This window comes from Oscillatoria sp. FACHB-1406, from assembly GCF_014698145.1.
In the GTDB taxonomy this organism is placed as follows: domain Bacteria; phylum Cyanobacteriota; class Cyanobacteriia; order Cyanobacteriales; family Spirulinaceae; genus FACHB-1406.
Map to the genome: position 1 here is coordinate 12,686 of NZ_JACJSM010000035.1, position 21,688 is coordinate 34,373.

Annotated in this window: 17 protein-coding genes; 11 read left to right on the plus strand and 6 right to left on the minus strand. The window is 50.2% G+C overall.

What is annotated here, in order from left to right:
• Window positions 1–267 precede the first annotated feature (267 nt).
• On the minus strand, window positions 268–7,110 hold the full coding sequence (locus H6G50_RS22830) for a translocation/assembly module TamB domain-containing protein (RefSeq protein WP_190721706.1): 6,843 nt from the start codon (window positions 7,108–7,110) through the stop codon (window positions 268–270).
• Window positions 7,111–7,232: 122 nt separating this feature from the next.
• Entirely contained in the window at window positions 7,233–8,279 is a 1,047-nt protein-coding gene (locus H6G50_RS22835) for an aromatic ring-hydroxylating dioxygenase subunit alpha (RefSeq protein WP_190721707.1), read from the minus strand.
• Window positions 8,280–8,562: 283 nt separating this feature from the next.
• Between H6G50_RS22835 and H6G50_RS22840 the strand changes: the two genes are divergently transcribed.
• The 10 genes from H6G50_RS22840 to H6G50_RS22885 all read left to right on the plus strand — a co-directional run bounded on the left by H6G50_RS22840 (window position 8,563) and on the right by H6G50_RS22885 (window position 16,200).
• The gene (locus H6G50_RS22840; RefSeq protein ID WP_190721709.1) at window positions 8,563–9,084 is read left to right on the plus strand and encodes a photosystem I assembly protein Ycf3; all 522 of its coding nucleotides are present in this window, start codon (window positions 8,563–8,565) and stop codon (window positions 9,082–9,084) included.
• Between the two features lie 24 nt (window positions 9,085–9,108).
• On the plus strand, window positions 9,109–9,405 hold the full coding sequence (gene gatC / locus H6G50_RS22845; RefSeq protein ID WP_190721711.1) for an Asp-tRNA(Asn)/Glu-tRNA(Gln) amidotransferase subunit GatC: 297 nt from the start codon (window positions 9,109–9,111) through the stop codon (window positions 9,403–9,405).
• A 171-nt stretch (window positions 9,406–9,576) separates the two neighbouring features.
• On the plus strand, window positions 9,577–10,530 hold the full coding sequence (locus H6G50_RS22850) for a glutathione S-transferase family protein (RefSeq protein ID WP_190721713.1): 954 nt from the start codon (window positions 9,577–9,579) through the stop codon (window positions 10,528–10,530).
• Window positions 10,531–10,774: 244 nt separating this feature from the next.
• The gene (locus H6G50_RS22855; RefSeq protein WP_190721715.1) at window positions 10,775–10,951 is read left to right on the plus strand and encodes a chlorophyll a/b-binding protein; all 177 of its coding nucleotides are present in this window, start codon (window positions 10,775–10,777) and stop codon (window positions 10,949–10,951) included.
• A gap of 165 nt (window positions 10,952–11,116) precedes the next feature.
• Complete coding sequence (locus tag H6G50_RS22860) at window positions 11,117–11,404, plus strand: hypothetical protein (protein ID WP_190721717.1); 288 nt, start codon at window positions 11,117–11,119, stop codon at window positions 11,402–11,404.
• 12 nt (window positions 11,405–11,416) lie between these two features.
• On the plus strand, window positions 11,417–11,845 hold the full coding sequence (locus H6G50_RS22865; RefSeq protein ID WP_190721719.1) for a MerR family transcriptional regulator: 429 nt from the start codon (window positions 11,417–11,419) through the stop codon (window positions 11,843–11,845).
• Window positions 11,846–12,004: 159 nt separating this feature from the next.
• Window positions 12,005–13,093: a WD40 repeat domain-containing protein gene (locus H6G50_RS22870; protein ID WP_190721721.1), complete on the plus strand. Its 1,089-nt coding sequence runs from the start codon at window positions 12,005–12,007 to the stop codon at window positions 13,091–13,093.
• Window positions 13,094–13,223: 130 nt separating this feature from the next.
• The gene (locus H6G50_RS22875; protein ID WP_190721723.1) at window positions 13,224–14,060 is read left to right on the plus strand and encodes an alpha/beta hydrolase; all 837 of its coding nucleotides are present in this window, start codon (window positions 13,224–13,226) and stop codon (window positions 14,058–14,060) included.
• Window positions 14,061–14,367: 307 nt separating this feature from the next.
• Entirely contained in the window at window positions 14,368–15,834 is a 1,467-nt protein-coding gene (locus tag H6G50_RS22880; RefSeq protein ID WP_190721725.1) for a sugar transferase, read from the plus strand.
• A gap of 204 nt (window positions 15,835–16,038) precedes the next feature.
• Window positions 16,039–16,200 (plus strand): hypothetical protein, encoded by a 162-nt coding sequence (locus H6G50_RS22885; protein ID WP_347239987.1) that lies wholly within the window; start codon window positions 16,039–16,041, stop codon window positions 16,198–16,200.
• A 57-nt stretch (window positions 16,201–16,257) separates the two neighbouring features.
• Here H6G50_RS22885 and gorA read toward each other — a convergent pair whose 3' ends face one another.
• The 3 genes from gorA to coaD are packed head-to-tail and all read right to left on the minus strand — an operon-like array spanning window position 16,258 to window position 18,803.
• A complete protein-coding gene (gene gorA / locus H6G50_RS22890) occupies window positions 16,258–17,601 on the minus strand; it encodes a glutathione-disulfide reductase (protein ID WP_190721729.1) in 1,344 nt (447 codons plus the stop codon).
• Between the two features lie 15 nt (window positions 17,602–17,616).
• Window positions 17,617–18,327: a DivIVA domain-containing protein gene (locus H6G50_RS22895; RefSeq protein WP_242032956.1), complete on the minus strand. Its 711-nt coding sequence runs from the start codon at window positions 18,325–18,327 to the stop codon at window positions 17,617–17,619.
• The gene (coaD, locus tag H6G50_RS22900; RefSeq protein ID WP_190721731.1) at window positions 18,237–18,803 is read right to left on the minus strand and encodes a pantetheine-phosphate adenylyltransferase; all 567 of its coding nucleotides are present in this window, start codon (window positions 18,801–18,803) and stop codon (window positions 18,237–18,239) included. Before coaD ends, H6G50_RS22895 begins: the two co-directional genes overlap by 91 nt.
• A gap of 332 nt (window positions 18,804–19,135) precedes the next feature.
• Between coaD and H6G50_RS22905 the strand changes: the two genes are divergently transcribed.
• Entirely contained in the window at window positions 19,136–20,320 is a 1,185-nt protein-coding gene (locus H6G50_RS22905; RefSeq protein WP_190721733.1) for an NAD(P)H-quinone oxidoreductase subunit H, read from the plus strand.
• A gap of 483 nt (window positions 20,321–20,803) precedes the next feature.
• Here H6G50_RS22905 and H6G50_RS22910 read toward each other — a convergent pair whose 3' ends face one another.
• Window positions 20,804–21,595, minus strand: a complete 792-nt coding sequence (locus H6G50_RS22910; protein WP_190721735.1) for a hypothetical protein — start codon at window positions 21,593–21,595, stop codon at window positions 20,804–20,806.
• Between the last annotated feature and the right edge of the window lie 93 nt (window positions 21,596–21,688).

Sequence of the window (21,688 nt, forward strand, 5' to 3'; positions counted from 1 at the left end):
CCGCTGACTTACAGGTTTTCTCGGACACGAATGAGAGGAGATCGGTAAAACCGACGAGTTTATTGATGAAGCAGACTTAATGACTATTTCGTTACATCAATTGTGAAGTGCATTAGACGGCACGAAAAATCGACGTTCTATCGTGAAGAGTTACCGAGAGTATGCGTGCCACTACGCGGATCCCTGCGCGATCGCAAAACTTAAACATAAATTGACTCAATGAAGTTTTGTTATTAGTCCCCATTTTCACTCCCCCATCTTTAAAGCTCAAAACCGCTGCCGATACTCAACCTGCATCCGATACTCACTGCCAAAATTACTCGAACCTCGCAGTAGCAAACGATCGTTAATGCGGTAGCGTAAATTTAATTCGGTTGGCACGGACGGCGTAAGGAATTGCGTCACGGAAACGCCCAACTTATCCGTAACATTAAACCCGAGTTCTGCGGCAATACCAAAGGTCGAAGTGCGATCGTCCGTATTGGGAACCACGCTTGGATAAATGCGAAACTCGCTCAACCCCAAACTATCCGCTAGCGCATTTTGAATCGATCCTAAAAGGGCATTGCTGGCTAAATTCGCCAATCCAAGTCCGGCATCTTGCTGACTGAAGGCATTAATAAAACTCCCGCCTAACAGGGCAATAATCTGCGTTTCGCTGCGCGACGGCGAACTGGTTAATTGAATAACCGATCGCACTTTTTGCGCCGAAGCAACTCCGGGTTCGACTTGCAAGCTTTCGAGCAGCGCTAAAGCAAACCCATCAACAATCGCCTCAATCCGCACGGTTTCCACCGAACCAAAATTCACCAGCGACTCGCGAATTTCCGAGGAAAAAGCTTCCGGTGTCGTCTGAGTGCGATTCGATTCAATCGCAGAACCAACTAACCGTAAATCCAAACGCGGATTGAGTCCGTATTCGGGGCGGAAGATCGCAACGTTATCGTAACCATTCTGCAAGCGCAACTGCGTCGCAAACAAGTTAATCTGTCCCCGCACCAAACGCACGACTCCACTCGGCGCAATATCATCCGTGCGACCGTTCAAAACAATCGTGCCATCGGTACTAAAATTCACTAATAACGGCTGTTCCAAACGCAAACCATTGCCGAGTTTGAGCGCGAGATTATCGAAGCGAGTGGCTGAAACGATTTGACTCAAACCGCCGCGAGTAGAACCGCTGCCGCCATTATTGACGAAACCGCCGCGCCCCGCCGAACCAAAAGTGGACAAACCCGCCAGCAATACCCGTCCGTCCGTCAGTTCCAGATTGCCGCCGAGAACGGGTTGCAAAAGCGCGCCCGTAATTTTTAGGTTGCCGCTCGCATCGCCGTTATAGAGTCCCTTAAGGTTGACGGCGAGTTTTTTCAGGTCAATCGTTAACGGATTGTCTTGGGGCGCGGGTTGCGTCAGTGCTATAGAACCTGCGGCTGTCACTTGCCCGCCGCCCAACTGACTGGTGAGGCTTTGCACGGTAATTTTATCGAAGTCGAATAAAATTTGACCGTTGAGATTCTTCAGCGAGTCAGAAAGGAGGAGAGAAGCCACTTCTGCATTTTGCAGATTTGCCGTTCCGTTAGCTTTAAGGTCGAGGAGGCGATTTTTATCTTGGTCGTAACGTCCCGCGATCGCGAGATCCACGTTGCCTTCTCCCTTCTTCCAGATTAACTGCTGGCGCGTCAGCGCATTTAAAATCGTCAAACCGTTATTCTGAAGCTTTAAAGTCAACTCAAACGCATCGCTGCTCGGTTGGACGGCGTTGGGGAAAGGAAAACGATAGGGGAACTTACCCGCAATCAGCAAAGGCTCGGTTCCGGCGGCAATAATACTATCGACCGCAAAGTTTAAAATCCCTTGGTTGTAGCTGAAATTCCCCTGCGCCGACTCTACTTTTTCCTGATTGAGTTCGGCATCAACCACCGTTAATTGTCCCCGCGCTTGCGGATTTTGCTGCGTGCCGCTCAATACCGCCGACGCATTAACAAATCCCGTCAAACCGATATCCGGCGGCAAGGCGGCGAATTCTTGAATTAACGCGACGGGCAGTTTCTCAATCTGGAGTTGTCCCGATTGGGTTGCACCGCCCAACGCGCCAGCAAAACTAATCGAACCGCCATCTGCCAGTTGCATTTGGAACGGACGAATGGTTAATACGCCCTTTTGATAGCTGCCCTGCGCGACAGTCGTATTCGCGACAAACGGCCCCCATTTCCAATCCGAACCGTCCAAATCGAAGGCAAGATCCAGCCCTTCTGCCAGCGATCCCGCAACGCGAATCTTCCCTTCAACGGCTCCTGTGGCTTCGGAAAGGGGCGGTAGGGGTGATGAAGCCAAGCGTTCTTTGCGCCGCTCTTCTAAGAGGGCTTCAATTTCGGCAAGGCGGCGTAATTGTTGAATTAAAGGTTGGTTGCGAATGTCAATCGGGGCGGCGGCGAGGTTGTTCGCTTTGCCATAAACCGGCAGTCGCAAGATATTGGTGAGGTCGGAAATCTTGAAAATTTGAGCGGTAGCGAGGATATCCTGGATGCGTCCGGCTGTAATGCCAACTTCGGCGTTGAACTGCGGCCCGCGAGCGGTTTGAACGATGCGACCGTCGATCGCGTACTGGGTTTCGCCCTGTTGGAACACCGCATCGCGAATAATACCAGAACCATTAGCATATTCAAAGCTAGCTGTCAAGCTCTCGCCAGAAATTCTGCTGAAAATGGGATTTTTAACATTAATCGTGCCGGAAGCAGCCAAAGTCGCGAGGTTGACATTAAAATTACCCGATAGACGACCGGAGAGGGGCTGTCCGGCGATCGCGGCAGGAATCAATTGCGGCGGTACGAGGCTGCGGGCGTAGGCGAGCGGCACATTGCGGGTTGTAGCGGTTAAGATATCGCCTTGGCGCGTCCCCTCCGCATAAAGTTCGTCAACTTGAATGAGGAAGGAATTGGGCTTGTAATCGGCAGCGAGGGCAACTTCGATGCGATCGCGAACTCCTGCCAAACGCAAAGATCCGCCTTGTCCCGGCGTAAAAGCGACCGGCCCAGAAACCAAGGGATCGAGGACAAACTCATTAAATTTCGCATCGCGCAGGGCGAGAGTACCATTCACTTGAGGGGCGGCGGGCGTTCCGCGCAGGTTGCCGCTAAAATCCGCCAGTCCCGCCAAGCGCGTTTGTTGAATTGCCGGGTTTAAGTTCGGCGGCCAAGCGATGAATTTTTTAGCTTGTTCCGAGAGTTGGTCTAATTTCAACCCCTGCAAACTGACATCGAGATCGAAACGCGCGATTGCATCTAACCCCAATTTCCCCCGCCGCAGCGCTGCCGTATTCACATCCACATAGCCGCTCGCATCCAAGCCCGTAGAAGTAGCGCGCGCAATGCTCAAACGCCCGCCATTCCAATCAAACGTCGCCGCCACCGGCCCTTGCAGCGGTAACACTTCCTCGCTCAAATTGAGATTGCCGCGCGCGCGAACCCCTTCCGGACTCAAATTTGCCAGGTTTGCCGTCACGTCAATATTGCCGCTGACTTTACCGCGCAACCCATTCACCAAACCCGCGAGTTCGACATTATTGGGAACCAGCGTCGTTTGTAAGCTTCCGTTCGCCAAACGCAAATTATTCGCCAACAACTGACCGCCCGCCAAATTCAAGCGTCCCGAACCCGTCGCCGCGATTGCATTTAACCGCAAATCCGACAGCGTACCGCGCAAATCGACATCACCGCTAATCGGAGTTTGAAATTGTGGGGGAATATTCGCCAAAAGCTGCTGCGGTTGAATATCGCTAGCGTTCGCCTCGAGCAACCAGCGCCCCCCCGTCAAATCGAGGGCAATATCCGCACGACCGCCCGCGAGGTTAAGCTGTCCTTTGCTGCTTGCCGTCAGCGTTTTTGCATCGAAAGAACTCAAATTTCCCGCCGCGCGCAACGTTCCCGTAAACGCCTCCAATGCTTGCTGCGGACGCGCTAAAGCTGCGGGTAAATTTAACCCCGCCGTCAAGCGATTCAATTGCACGCCGCTTGCAACAATATCAGCCAACCAGTTGCCGCGATTCACCTTCAAATTTACGTTCGCCGTCCCGCCCGCCGCGTTCAAGTTTCCGGTTGCGTTCGCCGTCAGCGTTTTCGGGTCGAAGGAACTCAAACTTCCCGAAGCGCGTAAGTTCCCCGTAAATGCGCCGAGCGTTTGTTGCACGCGAGCAACGGGAATGGGTAAATTTAACCCCGCCGTCAAACGAGTCAATTGCACGCCACTCGCGGCAATATCAGCGAACCAATTACCCCGATTCGCCCTCAAGTTCACCTTCGCCGTTCCGCCCGCCGCGTTTAAGTTGCCGGTTGCGTTGGCGACTAACGTTTTCGGGTCGAAGGAACTCAAACTTCCCGAAGCGCGCAAGGTTCCTGTAAATGCGCCTAGGGTTTGTTGCACGCGGGCGATAGGAACGGGTAAGTTTAACCCCGCTGTCAAACGAGTTAATTGCACTTGGTTTGCCGCAATATCAGCCAACCAGTTACCCCGATTTAACTTGAGGTTGACGTTTGCCGCACCGCCCGCTGCGTTCAAGTTGCCGTTTGCGCTCGCGACTAACGTTTTGGGGTCGAAGGAATTTAAGTTTCCGCTCGCCTGAATCGTTCCGGTGAAAGCGCCGAGTTCGCGCTGCGTCTTTGCCACGACGGGCGGTAAGTTCAGCCCCGCCGCTAAGCGGGGGAGTTGCACGCCGTTGGTGACAATATTCGCCGCCCAATTGCCCCGATTGACGTTGGCGGCAATATTCGCCGTCCCTCCAGCAATACGGGTTTGTCCGATACCGCTTGCGGTTAGCGAGTTGAGATCGAAACGCTTTAAGTTACCGGCGAGTTGGAAATTGCCCGAAAATTTTCCGAGTAATTGTTGCAGCGATCGCGCCGCTGGGGGCAAACTCGGTAAGGTGGCAACGCGGTTGGCATCAATATTATTAACCGCAACATCTGCCCGCCAGCGATCGCCGGATACTGCGATTCTCCGCGCTTCTACCACACCATTGGCCACGGCTACGCCTAATGCCCCCGTCCCCGTCAAGTCGCTAACTCTCGGCTTGCCTGCTGCATTCGTTCTTACCTGTCCTGCGACTTGGAACGCGCCATTTAATGCCCCTAACGAAGGCAAAGTAATTTTCGCGGGCAGGATTTTCGGCGCGATCTGTCCGGCTTGCAGGTTAGCGGCATTGAGGTCGGCAGAAAACCGTCCGTTTTGCAACTGAATGTTACTTGCCGTTACAGTCCCGCCTGCAATCGCGGCTCGCCCCGCCCCCGCCAGTGTCAATCGTTCCAGCCTTAATTTTTGCAGCGGCCCGGAAATCTCGAACAGCGCCTCCCCCGTTCCTGCCACCGGACGCAGGGGAGAAGTCGCCGGTAAGAAGCGATTGAGTTGTACGCCCGCTGCTGCCACCGTCCCGAAAAAGCGCCCGTCTTTAATGCGGGCGTTTTGTACGGCGAGGGTTCCGCCATCAAAAAGTCGGGTAAAAATCTGCGCTTGCAGGTCTTCAATTTTGGTGAAGGGGCCTAAGATTTGGGCGCGGGCAGAAATGGGGCCGATGGTAACGGGTAAGTTGGGAATATAGAGGGCTGCGATCGCGTCGGCGGGAAGATTTTGAGTCTGGAAATCGAGGGCAATTTGTCCGGGATCGCGGTCTTTATTAAAGCGCACCTGTCCCGTCCCCGTGACTTTACCGCCCTGAATCGGAAAGGCATCGAGGGCTTGTAGCACGAGAGTATTTTTCGCGACAGCAAAGGCGAGTTGGGCGCGGACATCTTTGAAAGTTGCGCGAGCGAGTCGGAAAGTCTGGGTTGAGAGAATTTGGCTGGTGACGATCGCTTGGTTGAAAGGGCCCTTCGCTTGCAGGGCAACTTTAAACTCACCCGCCACGGGAACGGGCGGTTGTTTTAAATCGAAGGTTTTAAGAAGATTTGCGATCGTTACGGGTTGCGTGGTGGCGCTGAGATTGAGACCCGATTTCGCATCGATGCTGCCCCCAATCTGGGCATTAATTTGACCGAGTTGGGCGCTGAAGGACTCGAAACGCGCGCTCTGTCCTTGGAAAGCAATACGCCCGTTCGCTTGCTTGACCTCCGGAATCGCGATCGGGAGATTATTGAGGAAATATAAAGGCGGTCGTTCTTCAATCGCTTGCGGTTGCTGCTGGCGTTTGCGTTGCGCGAGTGCTTGCGGCGACTGAATCCCCAGCGCTTTTTCGTCGAGTTTAGCGCTCACGTTTTGCAGCGAAACGATTCCCGCCGCCTGGGGCAGAACTTTTAAAGGGTTACCGTTAAGTTCGACTTCGAGATTGGTACTCACCTTACCCGATCGCAGGATCAGCGGCACTTCGACCAAACGAGCGAGGTAGAGTAAATCGAGTTGCTGCGTGGCTAAGTAAACTTTTCCTTGTAACGTCTGCGGGCGAATCGTCGCAGCAGCGTTAAAGCGTCCGCCCTCCCCAGCAAAAGTTCCTTTAGCATCGCCTTCAAATAGTTGGTAATTTTGGTAAGCACGAACGGTGGCGAGATCGACGTTCAATTCTACCGGCGCTTTCAGGGCGAGCTTTTTATCGCGGGCGACGAGGACGACGTTAGCATTTTCGGCGCGAACCGTTTGCACGTCGATTTCCCAATCCGATTCGCCTTCGCGTTTCCGCAAGCGCGTTGCAATCCACTGTCCGTCGGTATCTTGTTCGACATAGGCGGTGGGACGAATGAGGGTGAGGTTGAGTTCTAGGGTTTTATCGGTTGCCAGTCTCCAGAGGTTAAAGGTAACATCGACAGCTTCAACAACCGCGCGATCGCTATCGGTAGCGGTGGGCGGGATTTCCGATTTCCCAAAACGCACGCCCCGCAAGGATAAACCGCTCGTCGGTCCCAATCGTACCGGGCGATCGAGTTCTTGGGTGAGGAGATCGGTCAGAATGGGCGAAAGGTAATTGAGGAGGGCAAACCACGCGATCGCTAAACCCCCGCACCCCAAGCTAAACCCCACGACAATGCCCCACAACCACCACCGTCTTCTGCGACGAGGAGGAGAAGGAGGAGCGGGATTTTCACCCTCTAACTCGGACTCGTTCTCTGGATTTGGGGTAGGCTGGGTCATATCCCGATTCCGTTTCAAAAACCGCCATTAAACCCTTGCCATGTTATCAAAACTTAGAGTTTAAAGCTTAAAGTCATTAAGAATTTTCTGGGTTATGCCCCCTAGCAGACTGCTCGAAGCAGTTAAAAACTTCCTAAACTTGCTTGATGGCGAATCAAGCGCTGAACGCTCGTTACGGTCGGATTAATTTCATAGGATCGGTTTTGAGGACTTTTAGAATAAGCTTGTTGTTCCTGCTCCATCATTTCAATATCCTGTTCGACCAATCCTTCTAAGAGTTTATTAGCAGAACCGAATAAACTATCTTTCACAAACCTGCGGAATTTAACCGGAAGTTTATGCAAACGCCAGAAGGCATTGAGCGAGGTAAAATGAATGAGATAAGCTCGCGTGTGAGTTTCGTTAACCGGACAGAATAAACAGTAAATTTTAAAATCTTGTCCGAGGCTAGAAGCCCAGTGAGGATAGATATAGCTGACATCTAGCGGTTCGGGATGCAAGCGACGCAGAGCCGGAAAAAAGAGTTGAGAAATCGACCAAATTTTATCAATTCTGTAATAGCTTTGCGCTTCGTAATGGGCATCAATGCGATCGTCTGCGACCTCAATGGATTGCAATTTTGCCGAAGCCCAAGCTTGATAATTATCATGTAAATGCCCGTGGTACATATCCATAATATTTTCGATTAAAAAGGAGAAATGACCTTGATAATCGATCGCAGCAACAGAAGCGATATAATTCAGATGCTCCCATTCCGGCATTCCCATCGGCGCGATCTTTTCCGAGTCGCCCTCGCCGGGAAATAACCAAATAAAGCCATCTAATTCTTTGACGGGATAGGATTTAATTTGACAGTTTGGAATCTTTTGATTTTCAGCCCGGTAAGGAATTTCGGCGCAGTTTCCTTCAGCGTCAAATTGCCAACCGTGGTAGGCGCACTCGATGCGATCGCGTTTTACGATCCCCGCACTCAGTTTAACCTGACGGTGGGGACAGCGATCTTCTAAAGCACAAATCGTCCCGCTTTCGCTGCGATAAAGCACGATGGGTTGTTTCCAAAGCGTCACGCTAACCGGGCGTTCTTTCACCTCGCTACTGCGCGCGACAACATACCAGCGATCGCGATTTATCCCACAGGTGCGAACATCAGTTAAGGTTTGCCGTTGCATTGTAATTCGTAATTCGTAATTCGTAATTCGTAATTCGTAGTTCGTAGTTCGTAGTTCGTAATTCGTAATTCGTAATTCCTAACTCAGTCTCCCAGTCCCCCCGTCCCCCCGTCTCCTCGTCTCCCCCTCTTCATTATTCATCATTCATTATTCATTATTCACCCCGTCTCCCCGTCTCCCCCCTCTCCCTCACTCCCCCGATCGCTGAATCAAGGGGTACACCCACAAGCTAGGATAGTACGATAATTGATGATACACTCAAACTTTTTGATAACAAGTCCCTATGCCCAGAACGCAGCGCAACGATAACTTTATCGATAAAAGCTTTACCGTCATGGCAGATCTAATCTTAAAAGTGCTGCCTACCAATCGCAAAGCAAAAGAAGCCTTCGCTTACTACCGCGATGGGATGTCCGCCCAAGCAGACGGCGAGTACGCCGAAGCAATGGAAAACTATAACGAAGCCTTACTGCTAGAGGAAGATCTGACCGATCGCAGTTATATTCTTTACAATATGGGTCTCATTCACGCTAGCAACGGCGAACACGAAGAAGCATTACAACGCTATCACGAAGCGCTCGAATGTAACTCGCGGATGCCCCAAGCCTTGAATAATATTGCCGTGGTGTATCATTTTCAAGGCGAACGCGCCAAACAAGAAGGCAAAGATGATGAAGCAGAAGCCCTCTTTGATAAAGCCGCTGAAAATTGGAAACAAGCGATTCGCCTCGCCCCCAATAACTATATCGAAGCTCAAAACTGGCTGAAAACCACCGGGCGCTCTGATATGGATATTTTCTTTTAAGCTACAATTCCCAATTATTTCATCATGCTCGATCGCGAACAAGTTCAAAAAGTCGCTCATCTGGCTCGTTTAGAACTCACATCCGAAGAAGAAGAAAGTTTCACCACTCAACTGGGCAGCATTCTCGATTATTTCGAGCAATTGAGCGAACTCGATACGACGAACGTACAGCCGATGACGCGCGCTATTGAGTTAAGCAATGTGACGCGCCCAGACGAGATTAAAAAGGAAGTTGAACCGGAAGAGTTACTGCGAGAAGCACCGGAACAAGAAGATTTATTCTTTCGCGTTCCGCAAATTCTCAGCAGCGATGAAGGTTGAGTCAGAACTGACGCTCAATCAGCGACGAATGGCACTGATTTAAAACAGACAAGAAGGCAAGATTGAGGGGAAAACTTTGGGGGAAGGATTGCCTTCACTCACTTTAATTCAGTGCCGTTCGACAATAGTCAAGACTATCGATTCATTATCCCCTAAATCCTAATTAACTCTATGGCTACCGGAATGTTAATCGATGGAATCTGGCGAAAAGAGGGCTATCAAGGCGACTCTAAAGGCAGATTTAAGCGCAATCCCACCACTTTTCGTCAGTGGGTTAAAGCGGACGGATCGAGCGAGTTTAAACCGGAAGCAGGACGCTATCATTTGTATGTTTCCTACGCTTGTCCCTGGGCGCACCGCACCTTGATTCTGCGCAAATTGAAAGGATTGGAAGCCGCAATTAGTCTCTCTATTGTCGATCCGATTATGGCAGAAGAAGGATGGGAATTTTCTCAAGAAGCCGATTGCATTCCCGATCCGATTTTTGGGGCGAAGTACCTGCGAGAAATTTATATTCAAGCCGATGCTGGCTATACGGGGCGCGTCACCGTGCCGATTTTGTGGGATAAACAAAAGGGGACAATTGTCAATAATGAGTCGCGGGAAATTATACGAATGTTCGATCGCGAGTTTGATGCGATCGCGACTTCTTCCGTTACCTTCTGTCCCGACGAACTCACGGGCGAAATCGATCGCGCGATCGATGCCATTTACCAACCCATTAACAATGGCGTTTATCGGGCGGGTTTCGCCACCTCTCAAGAAGCCTACGATGAAGCTGTCACCGAACTGTTTGCCCATCTCGATCGCTGGAACGAAGTATTAGGAACGCAGCCCTATTTATGCGGCGAGACGATAACGGAAGCAGACTGGTGTTTCTTCACAACATTACTGCGTTTCGACCCGGTTTATTACGTTCACTTTAAATGTAACTTAAAGCATATTTGGGACTATCCCCATCTCTGGCGCTACTTAAAAGATTTGTACGAACAACCGGGTGTCAAGGAAACGTGCAATCTCCATCATATCAAACAGCATTATTACCGCAGTCATCCGCATATTAATCCTAGCGGTATTGTCCCCCAAGGACCGCTCGTGGGGCTAGAGGGGGGTTATACCAATTAAAAATTAAAAAACCTAGATGTATTACCATTTCCCTCCAGTCGGATTACAGAGGATGGACGGGGGGACGGGGCGATCGATCTGTCGCCATTGCTTGGAGAATTGGTATAAGCAGCATCAACAGCAGTGCTTCCTCAATCTCCCTTAATTCCCATCACTCCGTCCCGTCTCAGCCCATTGAAAGGGGGGCTGCTTTTTGTTAAAATAGTAAATTATTGTTAACCCAGCTAGACAGGAAGTATATTTTATGGTTGAAACGAAACCGCAACCGTCGATCGCGCCGAAGCTAGAAGAACCGAAGTTTGGCTTCAACGACTATGCAGAACGTTTAAACGGTCGCGCCGCTATGCTCGGTTTTGTGATTACCCTAGCGATTGAAGCCCTAACCGGACAAGGTGTTTTATCTTGGCTCGGGCTGCAATAGCGCGAACCTTTCAAAATTAAAAACTACGCCGATAGACTCCGGCTTAAATCGCTCGCTTCTTAGGGATTGCGATCGCATTTGAGCCGGGTCTTCTGGTTGTTGCGAAGTTTGATAAGCTACTGTAGGAATTAACAGCGAACTCAATTCCGAAACGCTCAGAATACAATGAACGCCTTATTGCCTCGTTTGATTCGATTAACCTATCGCCGAGAAAAAATTTCGAGCTTTATCGTTATCGTGGGAACCGTCGATGCGGTGATGGGAGGCGTTAGCGAACGCTGGACGCTCTTAAGTTTTGGGGTGTTAGTCATTGCGCTAGCCATTATTCTGCGCGTCGTCCAAGGTCAGCGCGAACGTGCAGTCCCCTTAGAAGAAACCCCCCAGCGCTACCTTCCCCCCAGTCCTTCCGAAGCACCGCTGCCCCCCTTAAGGAGTCGCAAACATCGGTATTAAGTCACAAAGGTTGTGGAAGTCACGGCAACTAGCGAACTGCTTAAAATCGGTCGAGTCGCGCAGGAAAGCGGTTTGCCGGTTAAAACCGTTCGCTATTACGAAGAATTAGGACTCTTAGCGCCGGTTGTGGAACGTTCCGAGGCGGGATATCGTTTATTTGACCCGCAAATTTTTCAGCGCCTTGCTTTTATTAAGCGAGCGCAATCGCTCGGACTCAGCCTCAACGAAATCCGAGAAGTTTTGGAGATTCGCGATCGCGGCGAACTGCCCTGCGGTAAAATCCGACAACGCCTCGAAGGAGAACTGCGATCGATCCGCGCTAAAATCCTCGCCCTAGAAACCTTGCAATTCGAGATTGAAGAAATTCTCTCCGGCTGGCAAGAATATCCATCCCCAGAGCGCATCGAAGAAACGATTTGTCCGAACCTTGATGAATTATGAATTATGAATTATGAGTTATGAATGATGAAGGGGGGAATGATGAATTACGAATTATGAATTATGAGTTATGAATGATGAAGGGGGGAATGATGAATTACGAATTACGAATTACGAATTACGAACTATGAATTACGAACTACGAATTACGAATTACGAATTATGTTGAAACGAACGAACAAGGCGAGAATTCTAGATGGCGCGATCGCACTATTCTTAATCGGTAATGCAGGAAGCGCGATCGCTAAAGATATCCCTCCTGACAATACACTCTTCTTCCCCGAACTCCCAATCGACCATCCCGAACACGACTGGATTCCCAGTCGCGAACCGTGGCAAAACCTTCAACTGCTCTACAAACTCGAAGGTCATAAATCAACGATTGACTCCCTCGCTTTCAGTCCCGACAGCCAATACTTAATTAGCGGCGGCAGTCGCAACGACGGATACTTGCACGTCTGGTCGATGGCGACCGGCAAAGAAGTCGATAGTTTCCGCGCGCAACGAACCTCCGTCCTCGCAATGGCCATCAGTCCCGATGGCAAAATCGTTGCCAGTAGCGGCGACGATGCGGGTTTGAACCTTTGGCAATGGCAAGCGCTGGAAAAAAACTATTTATTCCTCGACACGAACAATAATATTCTTTCCCTACTGATTACGCCCGATAGCCAAGTGCTGATTAGCGCCGGACTCGACGGAATTCGCCTGTGGGATTTACGCACCCAAAAACCAATTTATACATTGGCGCGTTTCGACAATCAAATCCACCATATCGCGATCGATCCGCGCAGCGGCTATATTTTGGCAACGGGCGGCGTTAAGGGCGAAATCAAATATTGGAACGTCAGAACGGGAGGTGCGATCGCGCAATTTTCCGCCCATCGCGATAACATTGGCGCACTAACGTTTACCCCCGACGGCAGTAAACTAATCAGCGGTAGCGACGATCGCAGTATCCGTGTTTGGGCAGCCAACAGTAACCGCCTCCTCTACACCCTCATCGGACACACCGGCAGAATTACCGCCCTCGCCGTTCATCCTAGCGGCAAATATCTCGCTAGTGCCAGTCGCGATGGCATTCGCCTTTGGGATCTCGATCGCGGTACTCTGATTCAGCATTGGTACGCCCATTCAGACTGGGTTCAATCCCTCGCTTTCAGCCCCAACGGACGCTTTCTCGCCAGCGGTAGCTTCGATCGCACCATCAAAGTTTGGCAACCCTTCCTTCCTGATGAACTTTTCCCGCAGTAGGGCTATCCCTAAATTTTAAGGCTCAATTTTTAATTTTTAATTTTTAATGCCCCAACTCGGTTGTACAAAAAGACCACTCGCCAGATAATTTAGTTCAGAATCGATCCAGACGTTACGACTTTCCACCGGGATGCCCCTCCTTTTCAGCAACTCTCGCATTCGACTGCCGCTCGGACAGCTTTTCTGGCGCGAAATCGGTCGCAGTCCGACCACATTAGTTTTTTTACACGGTTCCAGTCGCGATAGCAGTCAGTGGATTCCCCTTCTCGAACGTTTGGGCGAGAACTATCACTGTCTGGCGGTGGATTTGCTGGGGTTTGGCGACTCGGAACGAGTTGATAGGCACTATTCCGTCCAACTGTTAGTAGAAAGTTTTGCCAGTTATTTGGAGGCACTGCGCTTAGAACGGGTTTACTTGGTCGGACATTCTTTAGGGGGCTGGGTTGCTACTCATTACGCCCTGCAACACCCCGAACGAGTCAGGGGTTTAATCCTCATTTCCCCTTCAGGAGTCTCAGTGCAAGGCGATGCTAAGCACCAAGCTTGGGAGAAGTTATTAGTCAGCCGCTTTTCTTGGCTGACGGTGTTGTTGCGATCGCTGCGCCCGCTTGCTAAATTCGGGGGGTGGAAGCCAAAAATCGATCGCGTCCTGGCCCATCGCCAAGAACTGCTTCAGTGTCCGACGACCTGCGATCTACTCTTACGCCGCTCCCAGCGAGAAATTGAAGCGGAATACCTCGATCCCCGCTTAGAAAGGCTCAAAGTTCCTACCCTGATTCTCCAAGGGAATGATGGGAATCCTAGCGATCGCTTTCGCTCTCAAGTTTATGCCAAGCTCATTCCTAACGCTCAACTGCGTCTGCTGGCCGATACGGGCGATGACTTGTTAGCTCTAAAATGCGATCGCGCTGCTGTAGAAATTAGAGAATTTTTAGCAACAGAAGGAAAACAAAAGTTTAAAAACTAGCTCTCCGACTCAGGAAGTAACCTTTTCTTTCGGGAAATTCAAACGGCAGGTCTAAATCGGGGAACAATAAGTTTCGAGCAGGGCGCTCTTCCTTACCTTTCCTAGTAACTCGACTGGCTTCAAGCTTCCGTCAGCGACTTAAAGGTATTGAGCATCAATACTTATCTCTTTAAAGGGGCATCCCTCAATGCAACTGATAGGTTAAGATGCAAGCGATGAGCTAAAGCTAGATCGAAAGACACTCCAGATAAAATGGAGAAAAATCTTGCTGGATTTTGTAGGTGGCTCGAAAGCAATCTAAAAGTTTATGCCCGACTCTTATCAACCCGATCGCAACTCCTTCGTTACGGCAGAACAACACGACTTACGCGCCCCGACCGCATTTAATATCGGGCGAGGCACAGCCGCTGGCGGGCTGCGTACTCTCGCGTTCGTTGCGTTAGATAGCCTCTCTATCTCGCTTGCTTGGTGGCTTGCTGTTATTCTTGTCGAGCGAGTTCAATGGCTTCAGAGCGTCCCGAGTTTTAGTCTGTCTCGCTTCTTGCTGCCAATCTTACTGATTACTCAGACCATGCTGGCTGCGGCTGGACTGTACAGCGAGCGGGAAAGCCGCCGCAACATGACTCGCCTGTTTAAAAACATTACTCTAACGCAGGCAACCATTGTTGCAGTCGCCTTTCTCTACGAACCGGGCTTGTTTATCTCTCGGTCTGTTTTCTTGCTGGCTTGGATTCTTAACCTCTTGCTGATTTCGACCGGACGCTGGATTGCGGAATCGGCAATCACGACATTGCGCCGTCGTGGAGCGGTGACTCGTCCGATCTTTTTAATCGGTACGCCGCGCGATCGCTTAATTTCCCAAATAGCGCTCAAACTCGCTAGCAACCAAGAATTCAAAATCGTCGGTCAAGCAGATCTATCCGAAGCCTCAGAACGCCAACGTTGGACGCAAACTCTGCACGAGATTGCGGATAAAGGCGTTGGAGAAGTCTTTGTCTGTTCCTGGCAGTCCATCGAAGATCCGATGGCGCTGTATTGGAGTTTAAAAATGGCCGGCATTCACCTGCGCATCTTACCCACGGGATTGGAGATTCCCCACCAAGCCCCTAAAATTGAAACGATTGGCAGTTTATTGACGATTCAGTTTCAACCGCCTACTCTGGTGGGAGGCGATTTTTGGACGAAACGTTTATTCGACATTGTAGTAGCCAGCACAATTCTGCTCGTTGGCAGTCCTATCTATTTATTCTTAGCACTTCTCATTAAACTTGATTCTCCAGGGCCTATTTTTTACAAACAAACTCGCGTGGGTTTGAAAGGACGACACTTCAAAGTTTGGAAGTTTCGCACGATGGTGATCAATGCCGATCGCCTTTTGAAGGAGTTGGAGGCTAGAAATGAAATTAAAGGCGGCGTTCTTTTTAAAATGAAGGACGATCCCCGCATTACCAAAGTCGGTAAGTTCTTACGTCGTTACAGTTTGGACGAACTTCCCCAAGCGATTAACGTGCTGATTGGCGATATGAGCTTAGTAGGGCCGCGCCCACTACCTTTGCGGGATGTCGAAGGTTTCGCGCCGCACCATCACGTCCGCCATAACGTTATGCCCGGAATTACGGGGCTGTGGCAAGTTTCGGGACGCTCGGATATTACGGATTTTGAGGATGCTTTTCGCTTGGATATGACCTATATCCAAAATTGGTCTTTAGCCTCCGATTTTAAAATTCTGCTGAGAACAGTTCAAGTTGTTTTCGCCAGCAAGGGGGCCTATTAAGGATTAGTTTCTGGTGAATTTTAAGTGGTGAGAGAAAAAACTGCGATCGCGATCGCAGTTTTTGTGTGATGAAGATCGCAAACTCTCTCGCTAAGCATCACCCGTTGTGTGGCGAAAATTTAAGATATTGTAAATATCAATAACTATCTCTTCGCACGCGCTATGTTACCTGAACTTGAATTGCTGCCAGGAGCTATACCAGAGATGCTAGTATCCATTGCCGATACCGGGCGCATTACACTGATGGATCGCTACGGCTTGATGGCAGCCTCCCTCAATGAATCTCTTAATGAAGAAGACCGCCGCGCGGTTAATCGCATTCTCCGAGGAATTGTGAAAGGACGCATTCACATTGCAGAATTTTAGTCGCCTCGCTCCAAGTTTTTTATCTCGCGGATTGAGCCGGTTTGAACTAAGGCTTAACTAACGCATCGTTACGAACTCTTCTGCTACGCTCGGGTGAATGGCAACAGTCGCATCAAAGTCTGCCTTTGTAGCCCCCATTTTGACCGCGATCGCAACGCCTTGAATAATCTCCGCTGCATGGTCTCCGACCATATGCGCCCCCAAAACGCGATCGCTCGCCGTATCGACCACTAATTTCATCATCGTCTTCTCATCCCGACCTGCAAGCGTATAGTACATCGGTCGGAACTTGGCGCGATAAACTTTCACCGCGTCGCCGAATTCCTTGCGAGCTTGGGTTTCCGTCATCCCGACCGTTGCTGCTTCAGGAGTCGTGAAAATCGCTGTCGGAACCGCATCGTAACTCATTAAGCCATCTTTACTGCCATACAGTTTATCGGCTAAAATCCGACCTTCCTTAATTGCAACCGGCGTGAGTTCGATGCGACCGATACAATCGCCGACTGCATAAATATTTTCCACATTGGTGCGATTGTGTTCGTCAACAACGATCGCGCCGTCCTTAACTTCCACCTTTGTCTGTTCTATCCCCAGCTTTTCCAAATTCGGCTTGCGCCCCGTAGCGGCTAAGCTGACAACATCGGTTAACACTTCTTCCGTTTCGCCCTCTAAGACCACTTTTATGCCGTTACCCGTCTCTTCGATGCGTTTTATCTCGGTTTGCGTCAAAATTCTAATCCCGCTCTCCTGCATCCCATTTTGGATGGTTTCGCGCAGGTCGTCGTCGAAGCCGCGCAAAATGCGATCGCCGCGCAACACCTGCACCACTTCCGTCCCCAAACCGTTCATAATGCAAGCGAACTCGCAACCGATATAACCCGCACCCAGGATTACCATGCGCTTCGGTTGTTCGGGTAGAGCAAACATTTCATCAGAAGTCAGGGCGCTTTCGATTCCCGGAATGTCGGGTTTAACGGGCTTGCCCCCAACCGCGATTAAAATTTTATCGGCAGTGACGCGGCGATCGCCAATTTCCACCGTACGATCGTCCACAAACCGCGCCAAACCCCGAAATAACTCCACCTTAGAATTATCCAGCATTCGCCCGTATACCCCGTTCAGGCGATCTACCTCTTGGTTAACCGCGACAACCATTTTCTGCCAATTCAATTGGCTTTCCACCGCGCTCCAACCGTAACCTTGCGCGTCCTCCATTAAATGGGGAAAATGCGACGCATACACCATCAACTTTTTGGGGATACAGCCGCGATTGACACAAGTTCCGCCCAAGCGATCGTTTTCCGCAACGGCTACCTTTGCGCCGTATTCCGCCGCGCGGCGAGCGCTGGCAATGCCGCCCGAACCGCCGCCGATAACAAAGAAGTCGTAATCGTAATTCATAGTCCTCGTTAACGTTTAATTTTTAGTGGATTTTCGATTGTTATTTGCTGGCGGTGGACTGTCGCCTGCCTCGGATTGAACCATCGTACCGCCCGTCGAATTGGGGCGTAACTGCTGCCTGCCGTTGTGGATAATCCGTAGCATCTCGCCGAGTTGTTGTTCGATATTGGAGAGTACCGCATCGGCATATTCGTCCGCCCCATCTTGAATATCTTCGCACTCATTCAGGGTAGTTTGCCGCAACTGCTCGATTTCCTGATGGGTGCGGGCGCGCAATTGTTCGATCTCCGCCAGGGTTGACTGCTGGATTTGCTCGCACTCCTGCTGAACTTGATGCCGAACCCGCGCCGCTTCCAACTCCGCTTGGCGCACGATGCCCAACTCATCGAGGATTTCCGCCGCCCGCTGTTGGGCCGCCGCGATGATATCTTGAGCGTATTCTTCAGCTTGCAGCAAGATTTCCTCTTTTTGCCGGACAATCTCCACCGCATCGGCAAAGGCGGAGGGTAGATTGACTCGTACTAAATCCAACTGCTCGAGCAACTGTTCCTCATCGATGAGGGTGCGCTTCGTCAGCGGAATGTGAGGACTGTAGAGAATGATGTCCTCGAGGCGATTGAGTTCGGCTTGAATGTCTATGTTTCCGGAGCGGGGTGCGGGCGAGGGGGAGGATTGTCCGAACTCGTCGGGTTCGGGGTCGCCCCGGGAGAGTTTTTGGCGTAGCATTGGTAGACTTCTCGGGCAACATGGGTGGGAACGAGGCGATCGAGGGGGCCGCCGAAGCGAGCAACCTCTTTGACGACGCTACTACTTAAGAAACTATACTCGTTAGAAGTCGCCAGAAAAACAGTTTCGATCGCGCCATTCAGGATTTTGTTAGTGTGAGCCATTTGCAGTTCGCCTTCAAAATCCGACAGAACTCGCAAACCGCGCAGCAAAACTCCCGCATTGCGGGACTGAGCATATTCTACCGTTAAATCCCAGAAGCTATCGACTTCAACATTGGGTAACTTTTCGATGCAGCGACGAATTTGCTCGACGCGCCGTTCGGTGGAAAAAAGGGGCTGTTTGTTGGGGTTGCAGGAAACAGCGACAATGACGCGATCGAACAGTCTGCTACCTCGTTCGATAATATCGAGGTGGCCGAGCGTAATCGGGTCGAAACTGCCGGGATATAGCGCGATCGCGGACGAAGGAGACAAGGTTTAAAGAGTGCGTAGGTAAAACTCAAAGCATAAATTCCCATCCACGTTAGCATATACAATCTTGAATCTTTAATGGGGCTGCTCCACAGAATTTTTTCTTTATCGCTCGCCCCAGAATTGATAAAAATCTATGCGAGGCGGCGAGGTATTCCTATAGGCTCGGAAAATACGCAGTCCAGCGCCCGCAGTCCCCTTAAACTCGCGCTGCTAGGGAACCAAAGTTTGCGATAATCTAAAGACGGATATCGATGAAAAGATAAAAAACATCGCGAGCGCAATTCATACGCGCGCTCCTCAAATTAACAAACGAGAGAGGGAACCTGCCGCTTATGGCGAAGATCGAAACCAGAACCGAGCCTATGGTTTTAAACATGGGCCCTCACCATCCCTCCATGCACGGCGTATTGCGCCTGATTGTCACCCTCGACGGGGAAGATGTCATCGACTGCGAACCCGTCATCGGCTATCTGCACCGAGGGATGGAAAAAATTGCCGAAAATCGCACCACCGTCATGTACGTTCCCTACGTGAGTCGTTGGGACTACGCAGCGGGGATGTTTAACGAAGCGATTACCGTCAATGCCCCCGAGCAACTCGCGGATATTAGCGTGCCTAAGCGCGCGCAATACATCCGCGTCATCATGCTCGAACTCAACCGCATTGCCAATCACCTCCTGTGGCTTGGCCCTTTCCTCGCCGATGTCGGCGCGCAAACCCCCTTCTTTTATATCTTCCGCGAACGGGAGATTATTTACGATTTGTGGGAAGCGGCTTCTGGGGCGCGCTTGATTAACAACAACTACTTCCGCGTCGGCGGCGTAGCGGCGGATTTGCCCTACGGTTGGCTTGACAAATGTATCGATTTCTGCAATTACTTCGACCCAAAAGTTGACGAGTACGAAAAACTGATTACCGATAACCCCATCTTCCGCCGCCGCGTCGAAGGAGTCGGCACGATTTCGCGCGAAGATGCCATTAACTGGGGACTTTCCGGCCCGATGTTACGCGGTTCCGGGGTGAAGTGGGATTTGCGCAAAGTTGACCATTACGAATGCTACGACGATTTCGATTGGAACGTGCAGTGGGAAACCGGCGGCGACTGCTTCGCGCGCTACATCATCCGCGTGCGGGAAATGCGCGAATCGGTGAAGATTATTCGCCAAGCCTGTAAAAATATCCCCGGCGGCGCTTACGAAAACCTAGAAGCCAAACGCATGGCGGAAGGGAAAAAGTCGGAGTGGAACGGCTTCGATTATCAGTACGTTGCGAAGAAAGTTGCCCCCACGTTTAAAATTCCGGCGGGCGAACATTACGTGCGCATGGAAAGCGGAAAAGGCGAGTTAGGAGTTTTTATTATCGGCAACGACAATCTCTTCCCTTGGCGTTTTAAGATTCGTCCGCCCGATTTCAACAACTTACAAATTCTGCCCCAGTTACTCAAGGGCGTAAAAGTTGCCGATATTATGGCAATTTTGGGCAGTATTGACGTAATTATGGGATCGGTCGATCGCTAAATCGTTGCATTGCCATAATATTGTGAAAGGCGGGCTTTGCTCGCCTATTTTGTTGGAATCAAGCCAATCGCAGATTTCAGGTTACGACGGTTTATAGCGTGGGATTCAGCTAATATTAGGGAGCCATCGCGCTATTATCAAAACATTGAGCAATACCTTTCCAGTTCGCATCTTCGAGTGCAGTTTCAGTATAATTGTTACCCGTGTAATATAGCGTTTTTCATATGCGTGAGGTACAGATTTCAAAATCAAATCGGTAGGGGCGCAAGGCTTGCGCCCGTTGGATGTACCTCATTCACGTGAAAACTGCTATACCAGATTGATGTGAAGCTGCATAGAGATGAAAAGTAGGGTGTGTTAGCGAAGCGTAACGCACCGTTATCCTAAAAATTTAGGAAAGTTAATTTTAGGCAAAGTCAAATCTTTTGGAAGAGCATCAACGAAGGAAGAAGGTGGGCAGTTGCCCACCCTACTTTTAGCTCATTAGCGAACTGCAACAGAAATTTGTAAGCGTCCGTTGGAAATGGTAGCGTTGATACCCCCAACGCGGGAGTTAATCAACTTACTAGCGTCACTAGGGCTGATTTGGAGAGCTTGAGCGACTTGAGCACTCCCTGCACTCACTAAAAGCTGCTGGACATTCATACCATTAATGCTTTGAAGCCCACTATTGACTTGTTTATTGACTTGTCCGTTGACTTTCATTCTTGAAATAACGGCATCCACAATATCGCCATACCATTTGCTTGCCCCGCGAATATCTGTTTTCCCCGCTTCGGCAACTAATTTGCCGTTGCTGACTTTAACATTAAACCCTTGAGACAACGAACCACTGACTGAAACCCAGGGTGAATATTTCTTCTTTCCGAGTATGCTACCTAGATATTCCCGTGCTTGAACGCGCCAGTTGCCGTTAACGGTAAAGCCTCCGTTAGTAAAGGCAACCCTTAGATTACTGACATCCATTTTCTGAAAGGCTGTATCTTTGTAACTTCCTTCATTAGCCCGTAAAATGTCGTTAATTGGGCCTTCAAACAGAGACACAGGAATAGACACCTGAAGAGTATTACCATTCATACTAGCTTCAGGCTTAAAGTTCGGAAGGTTGAAGGCGACTTGCTGTGAAACAATTGCCTTATCTTTCAAACTAGAAACTTCAGAAGATGATTGTGTATTTTGGACAGTCGAAACTTTGGCAATGCTGGCAGAATAATTAATGAAGCCGAAAGAAACGGCAGTTGTTGCAGCAAGCAGTCCTAATTTTAAAGAATTCATTGCGATTAACTCCAAACAGAAGAATGAATACGAGTAAAGTGTTTGGTAGTTGCACTTAAGAGCGGCAGTTCTCAGAAAACTGCTAACTTGAAA